This window comes from Streptomyces sp. NPDC091287 (assembly GCF_044768525.1).
Lineage (GTDB): Bacteria > Actinomycetota > Actinomycetes > Streptomycetales > Streptomycetaceae > Streptomyces.
Map to the genome: position 1 here is coordinate 368,079 of NZ_JBIVUV010000008.1, position 18,057 is coordinate 386,135.

Here is an 18,057-nt window from a genome sequence, read left to right on the forward strand (position 1 = left end):
CCGGGGACGCCCCCGGGACCCGGCCGGAGGGCCCGTACCTCGATGTCCGTGCACAGCCACTCGGCGGCGCCGAACGCGGCCGCCGCCGCCCCAGAGTTCCCCCGGCACGTCGTCACCGCCGTGCTCGTCTCCCACGACGGCGCCCGCTGGCTGCCCGACGTGCTGGCCGGGCTGCTCGGGCAGGAACGCCCCGTACAGAACGTCGTCGCCGCCGACACCGGCAGCGCCGACGACTCGGCCCGGCTGGTCACCGAGGCGCTCGGCGACGAACGCGTCCTGCACCTCGCACGCCGTACGAGCTTCGGCACCGCCGTCGACGAGGCGGCCCGCACGGCAGGAATCCTGACCCCGGACGACCTGCCGTACCTCAAGCGCCCCAGCGGCTGGGACCCGGCCGGCCGGACCTGGGTCGACGAGAACTACGACCTTCCCGAACTGCCGCACGGCGAACCGGTCCAGTGGCTCTGGCTGCTGCACGACGACTGCGCGCCCGAGCCGGACGCGCTCGCCGAGATGTTGCGCGTCGTCGACACCGACAAGCACGCCACGATCGTCGGACCCAAACTGCGCGGCTGGTACGACCGCAAGCAGCTCCTGGAAGTCGGCGTCTCCATCGCCAACAGCGGACGCCGCTGGACGGGCCTGGACCGCCGTGAGCAGGACCAGGGCCAGCACGACCAGGTCCGTACCGTCCTGTCCGTCTCCTCCGCCGGCATGCTCATCCGCCGCGACGTCTACGAGGAGCTCGGCGGCTTCGACCGCAGGCTCCCCCTGATGCGCGACGACGTCGACCTGTGCTGGCGCGCCCACCTGGCAGGCCACCGGGTCCTCGTCGCCCCGGACGCCGTCCTGCGGCACGCCGAGGCCTCCGCCCGCGAACGCCGCCCCATCGACTGCGCCGGCCGCTCGGTCGCCAGCCCGCACCGCGTCGACAAGGCGGGCGCGGTCTACACGATGCTCGTCAACGCCCGCGGCAAGGCCCTGCCCTGGGTCCTGCTCCGGCTCGTCGTCGGCACCCTGCTCCGTACCCTCGCCTACCTCGTCGGCAAGGTGCCCGGCCAGGCCCTCGACGAGGTCACAGGACTGCTCGGCACCCTGCTGCGCCCCGGCCGCATCCTCGCCGCCCGCCGCGACCGCGGCAAGGGCGTCGTCGACGCCGCCGAGCTGCGCGCACTGTTCCCGCCGCCGGGCGCGACCGTCCGGGCCACCGTCGACCAGGTCGCGGGCAACTTCGGCGGCCGTACGGACGCCGACTCGGGCGGTTCACGGCACGGAGCCGTCGAATCCGGTCCCGGCGGCGACGACGCCGACTTCCTGGAGATCGACCAGTTCGCCCGCCTCAAGCGCATCGGCCGCAAACCGGGACCCATCCTCTTCGCGCTGCTCCTGATCGTCTCCCTCATCGCCGGCCGCAACCTCCTCAGCGGCGGCGCACTGGCGGGCGGCGTCCTGCTGCCCGCCCCGGCCGAGGTCGGCACGCTCTGGGGGCAGTACGCGGACGCCTGGCACACCGTCGGCACCGGCGGCACCCAGACCGCCCCGCCCTACCTCGCGCTGCTCGCCGCCCTGTCGGCCCTCTTCCTCGGCTCGACCGGCCTCGCCATCAGCGTGCTGCTGGTCTGCTCGATCCCGCTGGCCGGGCTCACCGCCTACTTCGCCTCCCGCCCGCTGCTCCCCTCGCGGCTGCTGCGGGCCTGGGCGAGCGTCGCGTACGCCTTCCTGCCCGCCGCGACCGGTGCCCTGGCCACCGGCCGCCTCGGCACCGCCGTCCTCCTCGCCCTGCTCCCGCTGACCGCCCGCGCGGGCGTCGCCGCCCACGGGCTGCGCGTGGACAGCGCGGCGGGGGAGCGCGGCAGCTGGCGCGCCACCTGGGCGTACACGCTGCTGCTGACCGTCATGATGGCGTTCACCCCGATCGTCTGGCCGCTCGCGGTGGTCCTCGGCATCGGCGTCCTCGTACTGCGGCGCGGCGACATCACGGCGTACGGACTCCGCTTCGTCGCCGCCGTCGGCACCCCGGTACTGGTCCTCGCCCCCTGGTCGCTCACCCTCCTGACGAACCCGTCCGCGCTCCTGACCGAAGCGGGCCTGGACATCGGTACGGGAACGGCTTCGGGCCTCGACCTGCTCGGCATCAGCCCCGGCGGCCCCGGGGCGACGGGCGGCATCCTGCTCCTCGGCATCGTGCTGGCGGCGCTCGCCGCCCTGCTGCGCGGGGAGCGCCAGTTCGCCGTCCGCACCGCCTGGGCGGTCGCGCTCATCGGCTTCCTCTTCGCCGCCGTCGCCAACGGATCCACCTGGGCCGGACCCGCCACCCTCGTCTACGGCGCCGCCCTGATCGCCGCCGCCCTGGTGGGCGCGGACGGGGCCCGCATCCGGGTCGCCGAACAGAGCTTCGGCTGGCGCCAGCCCGTCGCCGCACTGATCGCGCTGGCCGCCGGACTGGCCCCGGTCCTGGCCGCGTTCGGCTGGATGATCGGCGGCGCGGACGGGCCGCTGGAGCGGCGAGACCCCGTCCAGGTGCCCGCCTTCGTGGCGGAGGAGAGCACCACCCGCGACCAGCCCCGCACCCTCGTCCTCGGCGGCAGCTCGCCCGGCTCCGTGGAGTACAGCCTGGTCCGCGGCTTGGGCGCCCGCCTCGGCGACGGCGAACTCACCGAGGCGGGGGGCAGCAACAGCCACCTCGACAAGGTCGTCGCCAACCTCGTCGCCGGCTCCGGCGCGGACCAGGGCGGCCAGCTCAGCGGCTTCGCGATCCGCTACGTCCTCGTCCGGGACGGAGCGCCGCGCGAGATGAGCCGGGTCCTCGACTCGACGCCCGGGCTCAGCCGCCTCAGCCAGCTCGACGGCAGCGCCCTGTGGCGGGTGGACCGCCAGGTCGCCCGCGTCATGATCACCCCGGCGTCCGGCGAGGGCGAGCACCTTCCGGTCGGCTCGGCCGCCGTCGAGGCCCACTCAGAGATCCCGTCCGGCGAAGCGGGCCGCGTGCTGCGGATCGCGGATGCCGCCGACCCGGGCTGGACGGCGACCCTGGACGGCAAGCCGCTGCCCCGCAAGACCGTCGACGGCTGGGCCCAGGGCTTCGAACTGCCCGCGGAGGGCGGCCGTCTGGACCTCACCCACGACGCGCCGATCACGCACACCGCGTGGATCTGGGCGCAGGCCGGACTGCTCCTGGTCCTGGTGGTCATGGCCCTGCCGGGCCGCCGCCGGGAGATCGACGACGACCTGCCCGAAGAGGCGGCGCCCGCCGTCGCCGCCGAGCCGGTCGACGGAGAGGGCCGCCGCGCCCGCAGGCTGCGCGCCGCGGCCCAGGCCGAGGCGACGGCCGCGGCAGAGGAGACCGGGATCCCCGGGGACCCCGGGGACGACGTCCACCCCGACGACCGCGATCCGTCGCGAGCCCCGGGCCCGGCCGCGGACCCGGGGGAGTACATCCCCGCGCAGCAGTCCGCCGACCCGTACGCCGGCCATCCCCCGGCACACGACCCGCAGGAAGCCACCGGCGGCTACGCGGCGGTCCCGCAGCAGCAGCAGTACGGCGAGTACGCGCAGTGGGACGGGCAGCAGCAGCCGGGCGGCGCCGACTACTACACGACGTACCAGCCGGACCCGTACGCCCAGCAACAGCAACAGCAACAGCAACAGGGCGCCGGCTACCAGGGCTACGACGCCCAGGACCCCTACACACAGCAGTACAACGAGCAGGGCACGTACAACGAGCAGGGCACGTACGGCGGGCAGGCCGCGTACAACGACCAAGGCGCGTACAACGACCAGGCCGCGTACAACGACCAGGCCGCGTACGACGACCAGGCCGCGTACGACGAGTACGGCCAGTACGTCGGCGGGCAGTACCAGCAGCAGCCCTACACCGACCCCGCCCAGCAGCCCCAGCCCGACCGGCACCCCGCCGAGAACGGCGAACAGACCGACCCCCCGGCCCCGGGCCAGGCCCCGTGGCAGACCGGTAACGCATCGCGAGGCGATTCCGAGTGAAGTCCACCCACCTGTCCCTGATCGCGGGCGCCGCTGTCCTGGCCGCCATCACCGGATTCGCCACGATCACCGCGCCCGGAGCCCCGGCGGGCACCGGGACGAAGTCCGCCGCGCTGCTGCCGGTCGAGCGCTCCAGCCTGGTCTGCCCGGCGCCCAGCGACTCCGACCTCGCGGAGACGCAGTACACCGCGTTCACCCCGGCGGGCGAGGGCGGCGACGTCAAGGGCACCGCCGAGCTGAAGCCGGCCCTGCCGGTCGTGGACGACGAGGACGAGACCGACCCGAAGAAGGTCAAAAAGGCCGAGGAGGCGGCGAAGAAGGCGAAGGAGCAGGCCGACAAGCCGGTCCTCGCCGTGAAGGAGCCCGGAAAGCCGGTCGTCGCCGAGGCGGACGGCTCCGACGCCCCGGCCCTCGTCGGCACGGCCACCGGCAAGCTGGCCCCCGGCTGGGCCGCCCAGCAGACCACCGAGGTCACCGTGGGCGGCGCCCGCGGGCTTCTCGGGGTCACCTGCAGCGCTCCCGACACGGACTTCTGGTTCCCGGGCGCCAGCACCGGGAAGTCCCGCCAGGACTACCTCCACCTCACCAACCCCGAGGACTCCGCCGCCGTCGCCGACATCGAGCTGTACGGCCCCGAGGGCGCGCTCAAGTCCGAGGTCGGCGACGGCATCACCGTGCCGGCCCGCTCCAGCGTCGCTGTTCTGCTGTCCACCCTCACCGCCGAGGCCGTCGACCACCTGACCGCCCACGTCACCACCCGCTCGGGCCGGGTCGGCGCGGTAGTCCTGAGCGCCGACGACAAGGCGGGCAGCGACTGGATCACCGCGTCCGACGACCCCACCGGCACGCTCGTGCTGCCGGGCATCCCGGCCGACGCCACCTCCGTACAGCTGGTGGCGTTCGCACCCGGCGAAGACGATGCCGACGTGAAGGTCCAGCTTTTGGGGAAGAACGCGGCGTTCTCCCCGGCCGGGAACGCCACCCTGCACATCAAGTCCTCGATGACGGCGGCCGTCGACCTCAAGGACGTCACCCGGGGCGAGCCGGGCTCCCTGCGGCTGAGCCCCGTCCAGAAGGACCGGGCGACCCCGATCGTGGCCGCACTGCGCGTGGTCCGCGGCAAGGGCGACAAACAGGAGGTCGCCTACATCCCGGCCACCGGACCGGTCGGCGCACGGGCGAGCGTCCCGGACAACCGGGCCAAGGGCTCGACGCTGTCCCTGACCGCGCCGGGCGCCACGGCCGAGGTGAAGGTCACCGCGTCGGCGGGCAGCGACGGAGGCGAACCGGCCGTGGAGACGTACACGGTCAAGGCCGGCACGACCCTCGCCGTCACCCCGAAGGCCCCGGAAGGCCTCAAGGGCGCCTACGCGCTGACCGTCGAGACGACGTCGGGCGGCCCGGTCCACGCGTCGCGCACCCTGGCGCGCACCGAGGGCGGCGTCCAGATGTTCACCGTGCAGACGCTCCCCGACGACGGGGGCACGGTCGAGGTCCCGTCGGCCCGCCAGGACCTCTCGGTCCTGGACGACTGAGGGCGAGCGAACCTCCGACAGCCGAGCCGGCCCCCTGACTTAAGCCCCCCGGGGGATTACCCCAGGGGACCGGGGACCGGGGGCCGGGGGCCGGGGGGCTAGTCCTGCCCGTACCGGGGGTCGACCGACTCGGGCGCCAGCCCCAGCAGCTCGGCGACCTGCTCGACGACGACCTCGTGGACGAGCAGGGCGCGCTCGTCGCGGCTCTTGGTGCGGATCTCGACGGGTCGCCGGTAGACGACGATCTGCGCGGGCCGCCCCTTGCCCGCGGAGACCGCGCTGCCGAGCGGAACGATCTCCTCCGGGGTGCCGGGCACATCGAGGACGACGACGTCGACCTCGGCCAGCTGGGGCCAGCGCCGCTCCAACCGCTCCACCGAGTCCTGGACCAGATCACGGAAGGTCTCGCCCCGGCTGGCCGACAGCGGCACCTGCGGTGGCGCGACCGGCCCGCGCATACCGCGGCCATGCCGGTCACGGCGCCGGGGCCGCGGCTCGAACGGGTGGGGAGGTACGGAGCTGTCCATCACCGACGCAGCGTAACGCCCCGGGGGCCGGGGTGATCGGCGAGCCGATGCGGCCGACCGGGCCTTTCGGAGAGGGGCTCGTCCCGTTTCCGGATGTCCGCAGTTGAACATTTCGGCCAAGGCTGAGCTCTTTTCAGGCCCATGTCCGATCATCGGCCCTACGTCCGACGCCGCGATCCACCCCCGCCCGCGACCGGCACGACCACCGTGCCTGCTCCGGTCCCCCGCCCCGGCGCAGGTCAGGGTAGCCGCCCGGAACGCCGCCATGCCGCAGGTCACAGGGCGACACGGTGGGGTGACCCGAGGGGGAGTCGTCGCAGCCCGCTCAAGAGTGCGGTACCGTCCAACATCGTGAGCCCTGTACGTCGCTGTTCGCGCACCGCGTGCGGCCGCCCTGCCGTCGCGACACTGACGTACGTCTATGCCGATTCGACTGCGGTCCTCGGCCCGCTCGCCACCTACGCCGAGCCCCACTGTTACGACCTCTGCGCCGAACACAGTGAGCGGCTTACCGCGCCACGGGGCTGGGAAGTGGTGCGGCTCTCCGACGGCTCCGCACCGGCGCACCCCAGCGGCGACGACCTCGAAGCACTGGCCAACGCGGTCCGCGAAGCGGCACGCCCGCACGACCGGGGTCCGGACGCCGGAGGCCGGGGACCACGCGCCGCCGACCCGGTGGAGGTGGCCCGCCGAGGCCACCTGAGAGTGCTGCGCTCACCGGACTCCTGAGGCCGATTCCTGAGGCTCTGTCCGGCCGGGTAGTTTGGGCGGTCCGCAAAGATCCCAGGAGGACCGGCCGTGGTTGCTGATCTGTCGCAGCTCGTCAAGGCGTACGACGTGCGCGGAGTGGTGCCCGACCAGTGGGACGAATCGCTGGCCGAACTCTTCGGATCCGCGTTCGTCCAGGTCACGGCCGCCGACGCGATCGTGATCGGCCACGACATGCGCCCCACGTCACCGGGGCTCGCCGGCGCGTTCGCCCGGGGCGCGGCGGCCCGGGGCGCGGACGTCACACTCATCGGCCTCTGCTCGACGGACCAGCTGTACTACGCCTCGGGGGTCCTCGGCCTCCCCGGGGCGATGTTCACGGCCTCGCACAACCCGGCGCGGTACAACGGCATCAAGATGTGCCGGGCGGGCGCCGCCCCGGTCGGCCAGGACACCGGCCTCGCCGAGATCCGCACCCTGGTCGAGCAGTGGTCGGAAGGTGCCCCCCAGCCGGCGGCCGCCACCGCCCCCGGCACGATCACCGAGCGGGACACCCTCACCGACTACGCCGCCCACCTCCTCGGCCTGGTCGACCTCAAGGCGATCCGCCCCCTCAAGGTCGTGGTCGACGCGGGCAACGGCATGGGCGGCCACACGGTCCCCACGGTCTTCGGAGGCCTCCCGCTCGACCTCGTACCCCTGTACTTCGAGCTGGACGGGACCTTCCCCAACCACGAGGCCAACCCCCTCGACCCCAAGAACATCGTCGACCTCCAGGCCCGCGTCCTCGCCGAGGGTGCCGACCTCGGCCTCGCCTTCGACGGCGACGCGGACCGCTGCTTCGTGGTCGACGAGCGGGGCGCGGGCGTCTCCCCCTCCGCGATCACGGCCCTGGTCGCCGCCCGTGAGCTGGCCCGCAACGGCGGCGAGGGCATCGTCATCCACAACCTGATCACCTCCTGGTCCGTCCCCGAGGTGGTCCGCGAGAGCGGCGGCACCCCGGTCCGCACCCGCGTCGGCCACTCCTTCATCAAGACGGAGATGGCGCGGCACGGCGCGATCTTCGGCGGTGAGCACTCGGCGCACTACTACTTCCGCGACTTCTGGAACGCCGATACGGGCATGCTCGCCGCCCTCCACGTACTCGCCGCACTCGGCGGCCAGCAGAAGCCGCTCTCCGAACTGGTCGCGGAGTACGACCGGTACAGCGGCTCCGGCGAGATCAACTCCACCGTCGCCGACCAGGCCGCCAGCCTGGCCGCGGTCAGGAAGGTCTACGGCGCCCGCGACGGCATCACCTTCGACGACCTGGACGGCCTCACGGTCACGGCCGCCGGCTGGTGGTTCAACCTCCGCGCCTCGAACACGGAACCGCTGCTGCGCCTGAACGTCGAGGCGAGGGACGAGAAGGCGATGGCGGCGGTACGCGACGAGGTCCTCGGCCTGATCCGCAAAGCCTGAACCAGCCGGCGGCCTCTACGGCCCCGCTCGGCACCTTCGAAGTTCGCACCCCCCACCCCACCCCATTCCCTCTTGGGCCCTGCTCCTTTCAGCCCCTCCGGCGTTTGAGGAGCGGGGTCCGGGGCGGAGCCCCGGTTACGGGAAGGGGCGGGGCGGGGAGAAGCACGCCGCAGGCGCCCACCCGCCACACGCACCCGCGCCCCCCACCCGCCACACGCACCCGCGCCCCCCATCCGCCCCACGCACCCGCGCCCCCCATCCGCACTGCAACCCCCACCCCCATCCCCCGTTTCATCCCCCCGGCCAGGCCGCGCCCCCTCCACCCCGGCGGTAGGCTGACGACGCCTGATCCACGCGGATCGGAACTCGCATGTTCGAAGGGACTCACCCCATGGCGCTCGAAGCCGGCCTCCTGGAGATCCTGGCCTGCCCGGCCTGCCACTCCCCGCTCGACGACCGTTCGGCGGCCGACAGCCCCGAGCTGGTCTGCACGGGCGACGACTGCGGCCTGGCCTACCCGGTCCGGGACGGCATCCCGGTTCTTCTCGTCGACGAGGCGCGCCGCCCCGCCTGACCGCGAGCGACACGCGTACCGGCAGGGCGACGCAGGACGGCCCCGGCAGCGCACGGCAGCCGGGCCCGACCACAGGCCGGGGCCACCGTTCGGCACCGCGCCCGCCCCGGAGGCCACGTCACCGCGCCCGTACCCGTACCCGCAGCCCGCACCCCGCCCGGTGATCGGAGGCCCACCGCCATGCTCGACGAGTCCTTGCTCGACGCCCCGGAAGCCCTGGCCCGAGCCGACCGCCGCGATCTGCTGCGCGGCGCCGCCGAGGCAGGCGCCCGGGTCCGTACCGCCGCCCGGCACGCCGCCGAGGCCGGTATCGGTGGCCTGAACCCGGAGGGCCGGCCGCGGGCCGTCCTCGTGGCGGGCCCCGGCACCGCCGCCTCCGGGGTCGCCGACCTGATCGGTGCACTGGCGGGCGCGGCCGCCCCCGTCGTACGCATCCACCCCACGGGTGTGGCCCCCGCCCCCGGCGCCCTCCGCTGGGCGCTGCCCGGCTGGGCCGGATCCGTGGACCTGCTCCTCATCGCGACCGCCGACGGTTCCGAACCGGGCCTCGCCCTGCTCGCCGAGCAGGCCTACCGCCGCGGCTGTACCGTCGTCGCCGTCGCCCCCACCCGCTCACCGCTGCGCGAGGCGGTCGACGGGGTGCACGGCCTGGTCGTCCCGATGGCCGCCGCCCCGCACGGCGAGTACGACGCGGAGACCTCCGCCGCCGGCCCCGGCACACTGTGGGCCCTGCTCACGCCCCTGCTTGCGCTCCTGGACCGGGTCGGCCTGGTGACCGCGCCTCCCGAGGACCTGCAGAAGGTGGCGGACCGCCTGGACCGCACCGCGGAACGCTGCGGCCCGGCCATCGCCACGTACAGCAACCCGGCCAAGACACTCGCCGCCGAGCTCGCCGACAGCCTGCCGCTGCTGTGGACGGAGGGCGACGCCGCGGGCCCGGTGGGACGCCGCTTCGCCGCCGTACTGTCGGAGCTGGCCGGCCGCCCCGCCTTGGCCGCGGAACTGCCCGAGGCACTGCCCTCGCACGGCACGCTCCTCACCGGGGACTTCGCGGCGGGCGCGGACCCCGACGACTTCTTCCGCGACCGGGTCGACGAGGGCGAGACGCTGAGGGCCCGGGTCGTCCTGCTCCGCGACCGCCCGACGGGAGGCCTCAGCGCCTACCCGGCGGCCCGGGAGCTGGCAATCGGCCACGACACTCCCGTGAGCGAGCTGGAGCCGGAGGAGGGCAGCGCGCTGGAGGCCGTGGCCGAACTGCTCGCGATCACCGACTTCGCAGCGGTCTACCTGTCCCTGGCCTCGGCCCCCCAGCCCTGACAGGAACACCCGGACAGGAACACCCGGACACCGGAACACCACGAACAAGGACCGCGGCCCCCAGAGCCCCAGGGAACCCTCCTGGGGAGCCCGGGGAGCCCACGGGAATTTAGGGAGGGCAGGGAGGCCAGGGAACCCAGTGAGGCCAGGGAACCCCCTCAGCCCTCCGGGACCGTGTCACCCCCCGGCCACCCCCACGACTCCAGGACCTCACGTAACACTGATACCCCTGGTGCCACACCTGCCCACTCCGCCCCACCCGAGGACGACTCCATGGACCGGCTGTCCAACACCGTGCGCCCCTACGCCTGGGGGTCCACCACGGCCATTCCCGCCCTGCTCGGCATCGCGCCCACCGGCGAACCGCAGGCCGAGATGTGGATGGGAGCCCACCCCGGAGCACCCTCGCGCATCACCCGTACCACCGCGTCCGGTGAGACGGAGCTGGCCCTCACCGAGGCCATCGACGCCGACCCGGAGGGTGAGCTCGGCGCGCCGACGGTCGTCCGGTTCGGCCCCCGCCTCCCCTTCCTCCTGAAGCTCCTCGCCGCCGGCGCCCCCCTCTCCGTCCAGGTCCACCCGAACCTGGAACAGGCCCGCGAGGGCTACGCCGAGGAGGAGGCCCGGGGCGTCCCGATCGACGCCCCGCACCGCACGTACAAGGACGCGAACCACAAGCCCGAACTCATCTGCGCCCTCACCCCCTTCGACGGGCTGTGCGGTTTCCGCAGCCCCACCGAGGCGGCGGAAGCGATGGAGGCGCTGGGAGTCGACTCCCTCAAGCCGTACGTGGACCTCCTCCGGGCCCACCCCGAGGAAGCGGCCCTCCGCGAGGTGCTCACGGCGATCCTTGGCGCGGAACCTGCGGAGATGGCCGAGACCGTCGCGGAGGCGGCGGCCGCCGCCGAGCGCCTCGGCGGCGCCCACGCCCCCTACGCCCGCATCGCCCACCACTTCCCCGGCGACCCCGGGGTCCTGGCCGCGATGCTGCTGAACTACGTGCAACTCCAGCCCGGAGAAGCCCTGTTCCTCGGCGCGGGCGTACCGCACGCCTATCTCGACGGCCTCGGCGTCGAGATCATGGCCAACTCGGACAACGTGCTGCGCTGCGGCCTGACCCCCAAGCACATCGACGTCCCCGAACTCCTGCGGATCGTCCGGTTCGAGGCCACCGAGCCCGGCGTGCTGCGCCCGGAGGCGGCCCCGTCGGGCGAGGAGCTCTACGAGACCCCCGCCGACGAGTTCGCCCTGTCCCGCTACACCCTCGCCCCAGGGGCGGCCCCCACCGAACTGACCGCACCCACACCCCAGATCCTGCTCTGCACGGCGGGTTCGGTCACCGTCGGTGAACTCGCTCTGGGACCGGGGGAGTCCGCGTACGTTCCGGCCGGCGAGGCCGTCGAGGCAGCGGGACCGGGAACACTCTTCCGGGCCACCGTGGCGGCCTGACCCACGGACCGTCCCGACGGCTGCAACAATGTGCCGCCTCACCGCGACGGCAACTGCCGCGCACCGACGAAGGGACACCACGCACTCATGAGCGCGTCAGGCGGAACCAAGGCGATCGTGGCGGCACTCGTCGCCAACCTCTCGATCGCCGTGGCCAAATTCGTAGCGTTCCTCTTCAGTGGTTCGTCGTCGATGCTCGCGGAGAGCGTTCACTCGCTCGCCGACTCGGGCAACCAGGGACTCCTGCTGCTCGGTGGCAAGAAGGCGAAGCGCGAAGCCACCCCTCAGCACCCCTTCGGCTACGGGCGCGAGCGCTACATCTACGCGTTCCTCGTCTCCATCGTCCTCTTCTCGGTCGGTGGCATGTTCGCGGTCTACGAGGGCTACGAGAAGATCAAGCACCCGCACGAGATCGAGGCCTGGTACTGGCCGGTCGGGGTCCTGATCTTCGCGATCATCGCGGAGATCTTCTCCTTCCGTACGGCGATCCGTGAGTCCAACCAGACGCGCGGCGACCGCTCCTGGACCGAATTCGTCCGCCACTCCAAGGCGCCCGAGCTCCCGGTCGTTCTCCTGGAGGACCTCGGCGCGCTCGTCGGCCTGATCCTGGCGCTCGCGGGCGTCGGCCTCGCCCTCGGCACCGGCAACGGCGTCTGGGACGGCATCGGCACCCTCTGCATCGGCATCCTGCTGATCCTCATCGCGATCGTCCTGGCCGTCGAGACGAAGTCCCTCCTGCTCGGCGAGTCCGCCGGCATCGAGGACGTCGAGAAGATCAAGGCGGCCGTGGTGGACGGCGAGACCGTCACCGGCATCATCCACATGCGCACCCTCCACCTCGGCCCCGAGGAACTGCTGGTCGCCGCCAAGATCGCGGTCCGGCACGACGAGACCGCGACCGAGGTCGCCGACGCCATCAACGCCGCCGAGAACCGCATCCGGGCGGCGTGCCCGATCGCCCGGGTCATCTACCTGGAGCCGGACATCTACAACGCGCAGGCCGCGGCGACCGGAACCAACCCGGGCAAGGTCGCCGAGGCCCCGGAAACGGGACCCGAGACAGGCGAGGGCCCAGCCTCGAAGGATTCCGGCCACTGACCCACCGCGCATCAGCCCCGATCGGCCCGGTGACCCCTCACACACGCCCCTCTCCACGAACGGGCTGGGGCTCACTGGGCCGTTCGGTGTAGATTCGGATACGGATAACAGACGTCGCTGCTGATGGCGGTCGACCGGCTGGCGGGAGCGAGCCGGGCGAGGGACAGAGGGCCTCCGACGGACTGCACTGCGAACCCCCGGGCATTCGTGTGCCCGCCGCACCGCAGAGTCAGCCCAGAAAGCCCACCCTCGACCCATCACGAGGAGCAGCCCGTTATGACGACGGCCACCAACCGCCAGGACTTCAAGGTCGCCGACCTCTCCCTCGCCCCCTTCGGGCGCAAGGAGATCACGCTCGCCGAGCACGAGATGCCCGGCCTGATGTCGATCCGCAAGGAGTTCGCCGCCGCGCAGCCGCTGGCCGGCGCCCGGATCACCGGTTCGCTGCACATGACCGTGCAGACCGCCGTGCTCATCGAGACCCTCGTCGCCCTGGGCGCCGAGGTCCGCTGGGCCTCCTGCAACATCTTCTCCACCCAGGACCACGCCGCAGCGGCCATCGCCGTCGGTCCGAACGGCACTCCGGAAGCCCCCGCGGGCGTCCCGGTCTTCGCCTGGAAGGGCGAGACGCTGGCGGAGTACTGGTGGTGCACGGAGCAGGCGCTGACCTGGCCGAACACCCCCACCGGCGGCCCGAACATGATCCTGGACGACGGTGGCGACGCCACCCTCCTCGTCCACAAGGGCGTCGAGTTCGAGAAGGCCGGCGCCGCCCCGGACCCGTCGACCGCGGACAGCGAGGAGTACGCCCAAATCCTCACCCTGCTGAACCGCACCCTCGGTGAGGCCCCGCAGAAGTGGACCCAGCTCGCGTCCGAGATCCGCGGTGTCACCGAGGAGACGACGACGGGTGTGCACCGCCTGTACGAGATGCACCGTGACGGCTCCCTCCTTTTCCCCGCGATCAACGTGAACGACGCGGTGACCAAGTCGAAGTTCGACAACAAGTACGGCTGCCGCCACTCCCTCATCGACGGCATCAACCGCGCCACCGACGTCCTGATCGGCGGCAAGACCGCCGTCGTCTTCGGCTACGGCGACGTGGGCAAGGGCTGCGCGGAGTCCCTGCGCGGCCAGGGCGCCCGGGTGATCATCACGGAGATCGACCCGATCTGCGCGCTGCAGGCGGCCATGGACGGCTACCAGGTCGCCACGCTGGACGACGTCGTGGAGCAGGCGGACATCTTCGTCACCACGACGGGCAACAAGGACATCATCATGGCCAAGGACATGGCCCGGATGAAGCACCAGGCGATCGTCGGGAACATCGGCCACTTCGACAACGAGATCGACATGGCCGGCCTCGCGAAGATCGACGGCATCGTCAAGGACGAGGTCAAGCCCCAGGTCCACACCTGGACGTTCCCCGACGGCAAGGTCCTCATCGTCCTGTCCGAGGGCCGCCTCCTCAACCTGGGCAACGCGACCGGGCACCCGTCCTTCGTGATGTCCAACAGCTTCGCGGACCAGACCCTCGCGCAGATCGAGCTGTTCACGAAGCCCGAGGAGTACCCGACCGACGTGTACGTGCTGCCCAAGCACCTGGACGAGAAGGTCGCCCGACTCCACCTCGACGCCCTGGGCGTCAGGCTCACGACGCTGCGCCCCGAGCAGGCGGCGTACATCGGTGTTCAGGTAGAGGGCCCGTACAAGTCCGACCACTACCGCTACTGATCCCTCCGCGGTCGCTGATCCACCCTCGGCGTTCGGAAGGCCGGCCTCCCGAACGCCGAGCGGCGTCACAGCCCGCAGCAGCAGATCCGAGCGCAGGCCCCCGCACCCCCGTGCCGGGGGCCTGCTCCCGTTACCGCCCCCGCACGACCCGAGGAACCCGAAGGACCCCATGCCCCGCGGCAGGTATTCGCTCCACGACCTTCACGATCACACCCCCCTCGGCGAAGAACACTTCCACTGCGCCCCCGGCCCCTCCGGCTGGCGCTACGTCTCCCAGACCACATCCCCCACCGGAGACCACCTCGGCTCCGTCGACCTCGCCCTGGACGAGCTGGGCCGGCCCATCCGCCTCGAACTCCATGCCGCGAGCTGGCAGGTGCGAGGAGCAGCCCTGGAAGGGGTCACCTGGGTCCGGACCGACCCGACCGGCAGCCACGCCACCGAAGGCAATGTCCGCGCCCACACCTTCGCCGGCACGTCCCCCGCGTTCCTCATCGCCATGACCCGTCTCCTGCGCCTCACCCCCGCTTCCCCCACGACCCGCGTCCGCGTGGTCACCTTCACGGACCCGGTGCTCGCACCCAGGACCGTCGACCAGTCCTGGGCCCTGGTGAACAGTGAAGCGCACACCACTGACAACGGCCCCCTGATCGTGGACGAATACCAGGTCAGCGCCCTGGACACCGGGGAGCAGCACACCATCCACATCGCCGGTGACGTGGTCGTCGCGGCACCCGGCATCGAGCTCGAACACCTGGAGACGCCCCCGTCCCCCCGCGCCTCCGGCACCCCGGCCGACCAGGACCCGCTTGCCGGATCCGGGCCGGACACCGCCTAGCCGGGCGGGGCGAACCCGCCCGAGGGAGCACTCCCGCGTCGCTGCTCGTGACCACCGGTGGCACCGCCCCCCGCCCCGGAACCGGCCCCGCCAGACACGGGCCCCCCGAAACTCCCGCCAGCCCCGCCAGGCGCACCCGACCCAACAGACCTGGCGGGCCCGGACGGTACGGGCCCGGACGGGACGGGCCCGGACGGGACGGGCCCCTCGGCGCGAGGCCCGGCGAACACGCGCCGCGCATCCCGTGACTGCCGCTCATGGACCACCGCGGCCAGGAACGCGGCCGCGGGAACACCTTGGGGCGCGGCGGCTCCCGTCAGGGCGACCAGTTCACCGGCCAGCCGTTCCGCGATCGAACGCCCCACACCGGGATCCAGCTGCCGCATCCGCGTCAGGTACTGCCGTATCCCGAGCCAGAGTTCGTCGGGTACGGCCGACAGATCCAGCTGCGCGAACCGGCCGACCAGCCAGGGCGGGGGAGGCGGCACGGAGACGGACCGGCCCGTGGCCGCGACCCGTTCCCGGATCACCAGCGTCCCGGCGAACACGTCACCGATCCGGCGACCCCGCGCCGACACGAGGGACGCGATCGAGGCCAGGGCGCCGAAGGTCATGAGGATCTCGACGAGCCCCATGGCCCCCCGTACGAGCGCGTGCCGGAACCGGATCGGCCCGCCGTCGTCCCGCACCACCCGCAGCCCGCAGGCGAGCTTCCCCAGGGACCGACCATGACTCAGCGTCTCCACCGCGACCGGCCCGCCGATCAGGACCAGCAGGAAAGAGGCGACCCCGATCGCCGCGACCGCTGCCTCGTCCAACGAGGCGGAAGCGATGCCCAGTACGACCGATATCAGGATGAAGGCGACGAACGTCACCGCCAGATCGATCGCCGAGGCGAGCGCCCGGCTCGGCAGTCGTGCGGGCCTCAACCCCAGAACGACCGCGTCCCCGGTAACCAGCTCACTCATCGGGCCCCACCCTTCGCCGACCTTCTCTGCCCCAGCCGGGCACAGTCTGCCAAGCTGACCGCCAGCGCGCCGCAGTAGTACGAACCCGTACGCCCCCATGCCTGGAGCAACAGACGCCCATGGACCTCGACGTCTTCGTCACCGCCCACCGCACGGAGTGGGACCGCCTCGAACACCTCCTGCGCCGGGGGCGCCGCCTCACCGGCGCGGAAGCGGACGAACTCGTCGTCCTCTACCAGCGCACGGCGACCCACCTCTCGCTGGTCCAGTCGAGCAGCGCCGACCCCCTCCTCACCGGACGTCTCACGCAGCTCGTGGCCCGCGCCCGGTCGACGGTGACCGGCACCCGCAAGGCGTCCTGGCGGGACGCGGCCCGGTTCCTCACCGCGGGATTCCCCGCCGCGGTCTACCGCTCGCGCCACTGGTGGATTCCCACAGCGGTGCTCTCGACAGTGGTGGCGGCATTGCTGGGCTGGTGGATAGGCACCCACCCCGAGGTTCAGGCCGCGATCGCCGCACCGGATGACCTCCGTGCGATGACCCGACCGGGCGGGGAGTACGAGACCTACTACTCCAGCCATCCGGCGGCGTCGTTCGCGGCCCAGGTATGGACGAACAACGCGCAGGCCGCGGCCCTGTGCCTGATCCTGGGGGCGTTCCTCGGCATACCGGTGATCTGGATCCTCTTCCTCAACATGCTCAACCTCGGCGTCGGCATAGGCCTCATGTCCTCCGCGGGCCGTCTCGACGTCTTCCTCGGCCTGGTGCTTCCCCACGGTCTGCTCGAACTGACCGCGGTGTTCGTCGCCGCCGGCACAGGGCTGCGCCTCGGCTGGGCCGTGATCGACCCAGGTCCCCTGTCACGCCGGACCGCCCTGGCTCAGCAGGGCCGCGCCGCCCTGGGCATGGCAATCGGTCTGGCCCTGGTCCTGTTCGTCTCCGGACTCATCGAGGGCTTCGTGACCCCGTCCGGCCTCCCGACCTGGGCTCGGATCACCATCGGCATCGCGGCTGAGCTGGCCTTTCTCGCGTACGTCTACATCCTTGGTGGCCGCGCGGCCCGCGCCGGCGACACAGGCGACCTCACAGCGGTCGAACGCAGCGCCGAACTTCCCACCGCAGCCTGACAGCCGATGTGCTTTCACCCCTGCTGACCTGCTAGTGTCCTCCTCGCCCACAAAAACCGTTGACACGGCAGATGTGGGGAGGTAGATTTGAACGGTTGCCTCGAACTAGACAAGTTCGAGTTGAGCGCGTAGTATCTATCTCGCTCGTGCAGGAGCGCTTGTTAGCTCCGCCGGGCCAAATGATTCTCCCTTATCAAACTCATCGGGTCGTTCGTTTAGCCCCGTGAGTTTCTGATAAAGTCGGGTCAGCCGAAAGGCAAGGCCGCTCCGCAGGCCATCAGAAATCGAATTCGGACCGGAAACGGAACGAAAGAGAGTCTGGTAAAGTCGGACTCGCCGGAAAGGGAAAACGCGAAAGCGAAGGACCTGGAAAGCGAGATGCGAGACCCGCTTCGACCGGGAATCGGACACGAAAGAGTCTGATACAGTCGGAAACGCAAGACAGCAGGACAAAGCAGTAACGAAGGGAAGCGCCCGGAGGGCCCCGGTGAAACGGGACCGAAGGAAGCGTCCGTTCCTTGAGAACTCAACAGCGTGCCAAAAGTCAACGCCAGATATGTTGATACCCCGGCCTGCTTCGGCAGGTTGGTGGTTCCTTTGAAAGTCCTGCCGGTTCAATTCGGTGACCGGTAGGCAATTACACAGCGAGGACGCTGTGAACAACGGGTCTTATTCCGACCGGTTGTTCCGCTCTCGTGATGTGTGCACCCGATTACGGGTAA

General features: G+C 72.0%; 13 protein-coding genes. 11 read left to right on the plus strand and 2 right to left on the minus strand.

Going from position 1 to position 18,057, the window contains the following annotated elements; translation table 11 throughout:
* Nucleotides 1-42 precede the first annotated feature (42 nt).
* Both ACIQRW_RS16640 and ACIQRW_RS16645 read left to right on the plus strand, forming a co-directional pair.
* Nucleotides 43-3,999, plus strand: coding sequence for a glycosyltransferase (locus tag ACIQRW_RS16640; protein WP_403760250.1), 3,957 nt, complete (start codon nucleotides 43-45; stop codon nucleotides 3,997-3,999).
* Nucleotides 3,996-5,534, plus strand: a complete 1,539-nt coding sequence (locus ACIQRW_RS16645; protein ID WP_403760253.1) for a DUF5719 family protein — start codon at nucleotides 3,996-3,998, stop codon at nucleotides 5,532-5,534. Before ACIQRW_RS16640 ends, ACIQRW_RS16645 begins: the two co-directional genes overlap by 4 nt.
* A 98-nt stretch (nucleotides 5,535-5,632) precedes the next feature.
* Here the strand turns inward: ACIQRW_RS16645 and ACIQRW_RS16650 are convergent, their stop codons facing one another.
* Complete coding sequence (locus ACIQRW_RS16650; RefSeq protein WP_403760256.1) at nucleotides 5,633-6,061, minus strand: metallopeptidase family protein; 429 nt, start codon at nucleotides 6,059-6,061, stop codon at nucleotides 5,633-5,635.
* A gap of 351 nt (nucleotides 6,062-6,412) precedes the next feature.
* Between ACIQRW_RS16650 and ACIQRW_RS16655 the strand changes: the two genes are divergently transcribed.
* The 8 genes from ACIQRW_RS16655 (at nucleotide 6,413) to ACIQRW_RS16690 (ending at nucleotide 15,240) form a co-directional block, all read left to right on the plus strand.
* On the plus strand, nucleotides 6,413-6,790 hold the full coding sequence (locus ACIQRW_RS16655; RefSeq protein ID WP_274030484.1) for a DUF3499 domain-containing protein: 378 nt from the start codon (nucleotides 6,413-6,415) through the stop codon (nucleotides 6,788-6,790).
* 69 nt (nucleotides 6,791-6,859) lie between these two features.
* Nucleotides 6,860-8,230, plus strand: coding sequence for a phosphomannomutase/phosphoglucomutase (locus ACIQRW_RS16660; protein ID WP_403760259.1), 1,371 nt, complete (start codon nucleotides 6,860-6,862; stop codon nucleotides 8,228-8,230).
* Between the two features lie 391 nt (nucleotides 8,231-8,621).
* Nucleotides 8,622-8,804 (plus strand): Trm112 family protein, encoded by a 183-nt coding sequence (locus ACIQRW_RS16665; RefSeq protein WP_003968734.1) that lies wholly within the window; start codon nucleotides 8,622-8,624, stop codon nucleotides 8,802-8,804.
* Between the two features lie 180 nt (nucleotides 8,805-8,984).
* Nucleotides 8,985-10,121: an SIS domain-containing protein gene (locus ACIQRW_RS16670; RefSeq protein ID WP_403760262.1), complete on the plus strand. Its 1,137-nt coding sequence runs from the start codon at nucleotides 8,985-8,987 to the stop codon at nucleotides 10,119-10,121.
* A 273-nt stretch (nucleotides 10,122-10,394) separates the two neighbouring features.
* Entirely contained in the window at nucleotides 10,395-11,570 is a 1,176-nt protein-coding gene (manA, locus tag ACIQRW_RS16675; protein ID WP_403760265.1) for a mannose-6-phosphate isomerase, class I, read from the plus strand.
* 87 nt (nucleotides 11,571-11,657) lie between these two features.
* On the plus strand, nucleotides 11,658-12,668 hold the full coding sequence (locus ACIQRW_RS16680) for a cation diffusion facilitator family transporter (protein WP_403760268.1): 1,011 nt from the start codon (nucleotides 11,658-11,660) through the stop codon (nucleotides 12,666-12,668).
* A 276-nt stretch (nucleotides 12,669-12,944) separates the two neighbouring features.
* On the plus strand, nucleotides 12,945-14,402 hold the full coding sequence (gene ahcY / locus ACIQRW_RS16685; RefSeq protein ID WP_403760271.1) for an adenosylhomocysteinase: 1,458 nt from the start codon (nucleotides 12,945-12,947) through the stop codon (nucleotides 14,400-14,402).
* A gap of 169 nt (nucleotides 14,403-14,571) precedes the next feature.
* Nucleotides 14,572-15,240 carry a hypothetical protein gene (locus tag ACIQRW_RS16690; protein ID WP_403760274.1) on the plus strand — a complete coding sequence of 223 codons (669 nt, stop codon included), beginning with the start codon at nucleotides 14,572-14,574 and terminating at the stop codon, nucleotides 15,238-15,240.
* Here the strand turns inward: ACIQRW_RS16690 and ACIQRW_RS16695 are convergent.
* The gene (locus ACIQRW_RS16695; RefSeq protein ID WP_403760276.1) at nucleotides 15,237-16,208 is read right to left on the minus strand and encodes an RDD family protein; all 972 of its coding nucleotides are present in this window, start codon (nucleotides 16,206-16,208) and stop codon (nucleotides 15,237-15,239) included. The genes ACIQRW_RS16690 and ACIQRW_RS16695 overlap by 4 nt on opposite strands.
* A 119-nt stretch (nucleotides 16,209-16,327) precedes the next feature.
* On the opposite strand from ACIQRW_RS16695, the gene ACIQRW_RS16700 reads away from it, so the two are divergent.
* Nucleotides 16,328-17,335, plus strand: a complete 1,008-nt coding sequence (locus ACIQRW_RS16700; protein WP_403760278.1) for a stage II sporulation protein M — start codon at nucleotides 16,328-16,330, stop codon at nucleotides 17,333-17,335.
* Nucleotides 17,336-18,057 lie beyond the last annotated feature (722 nt).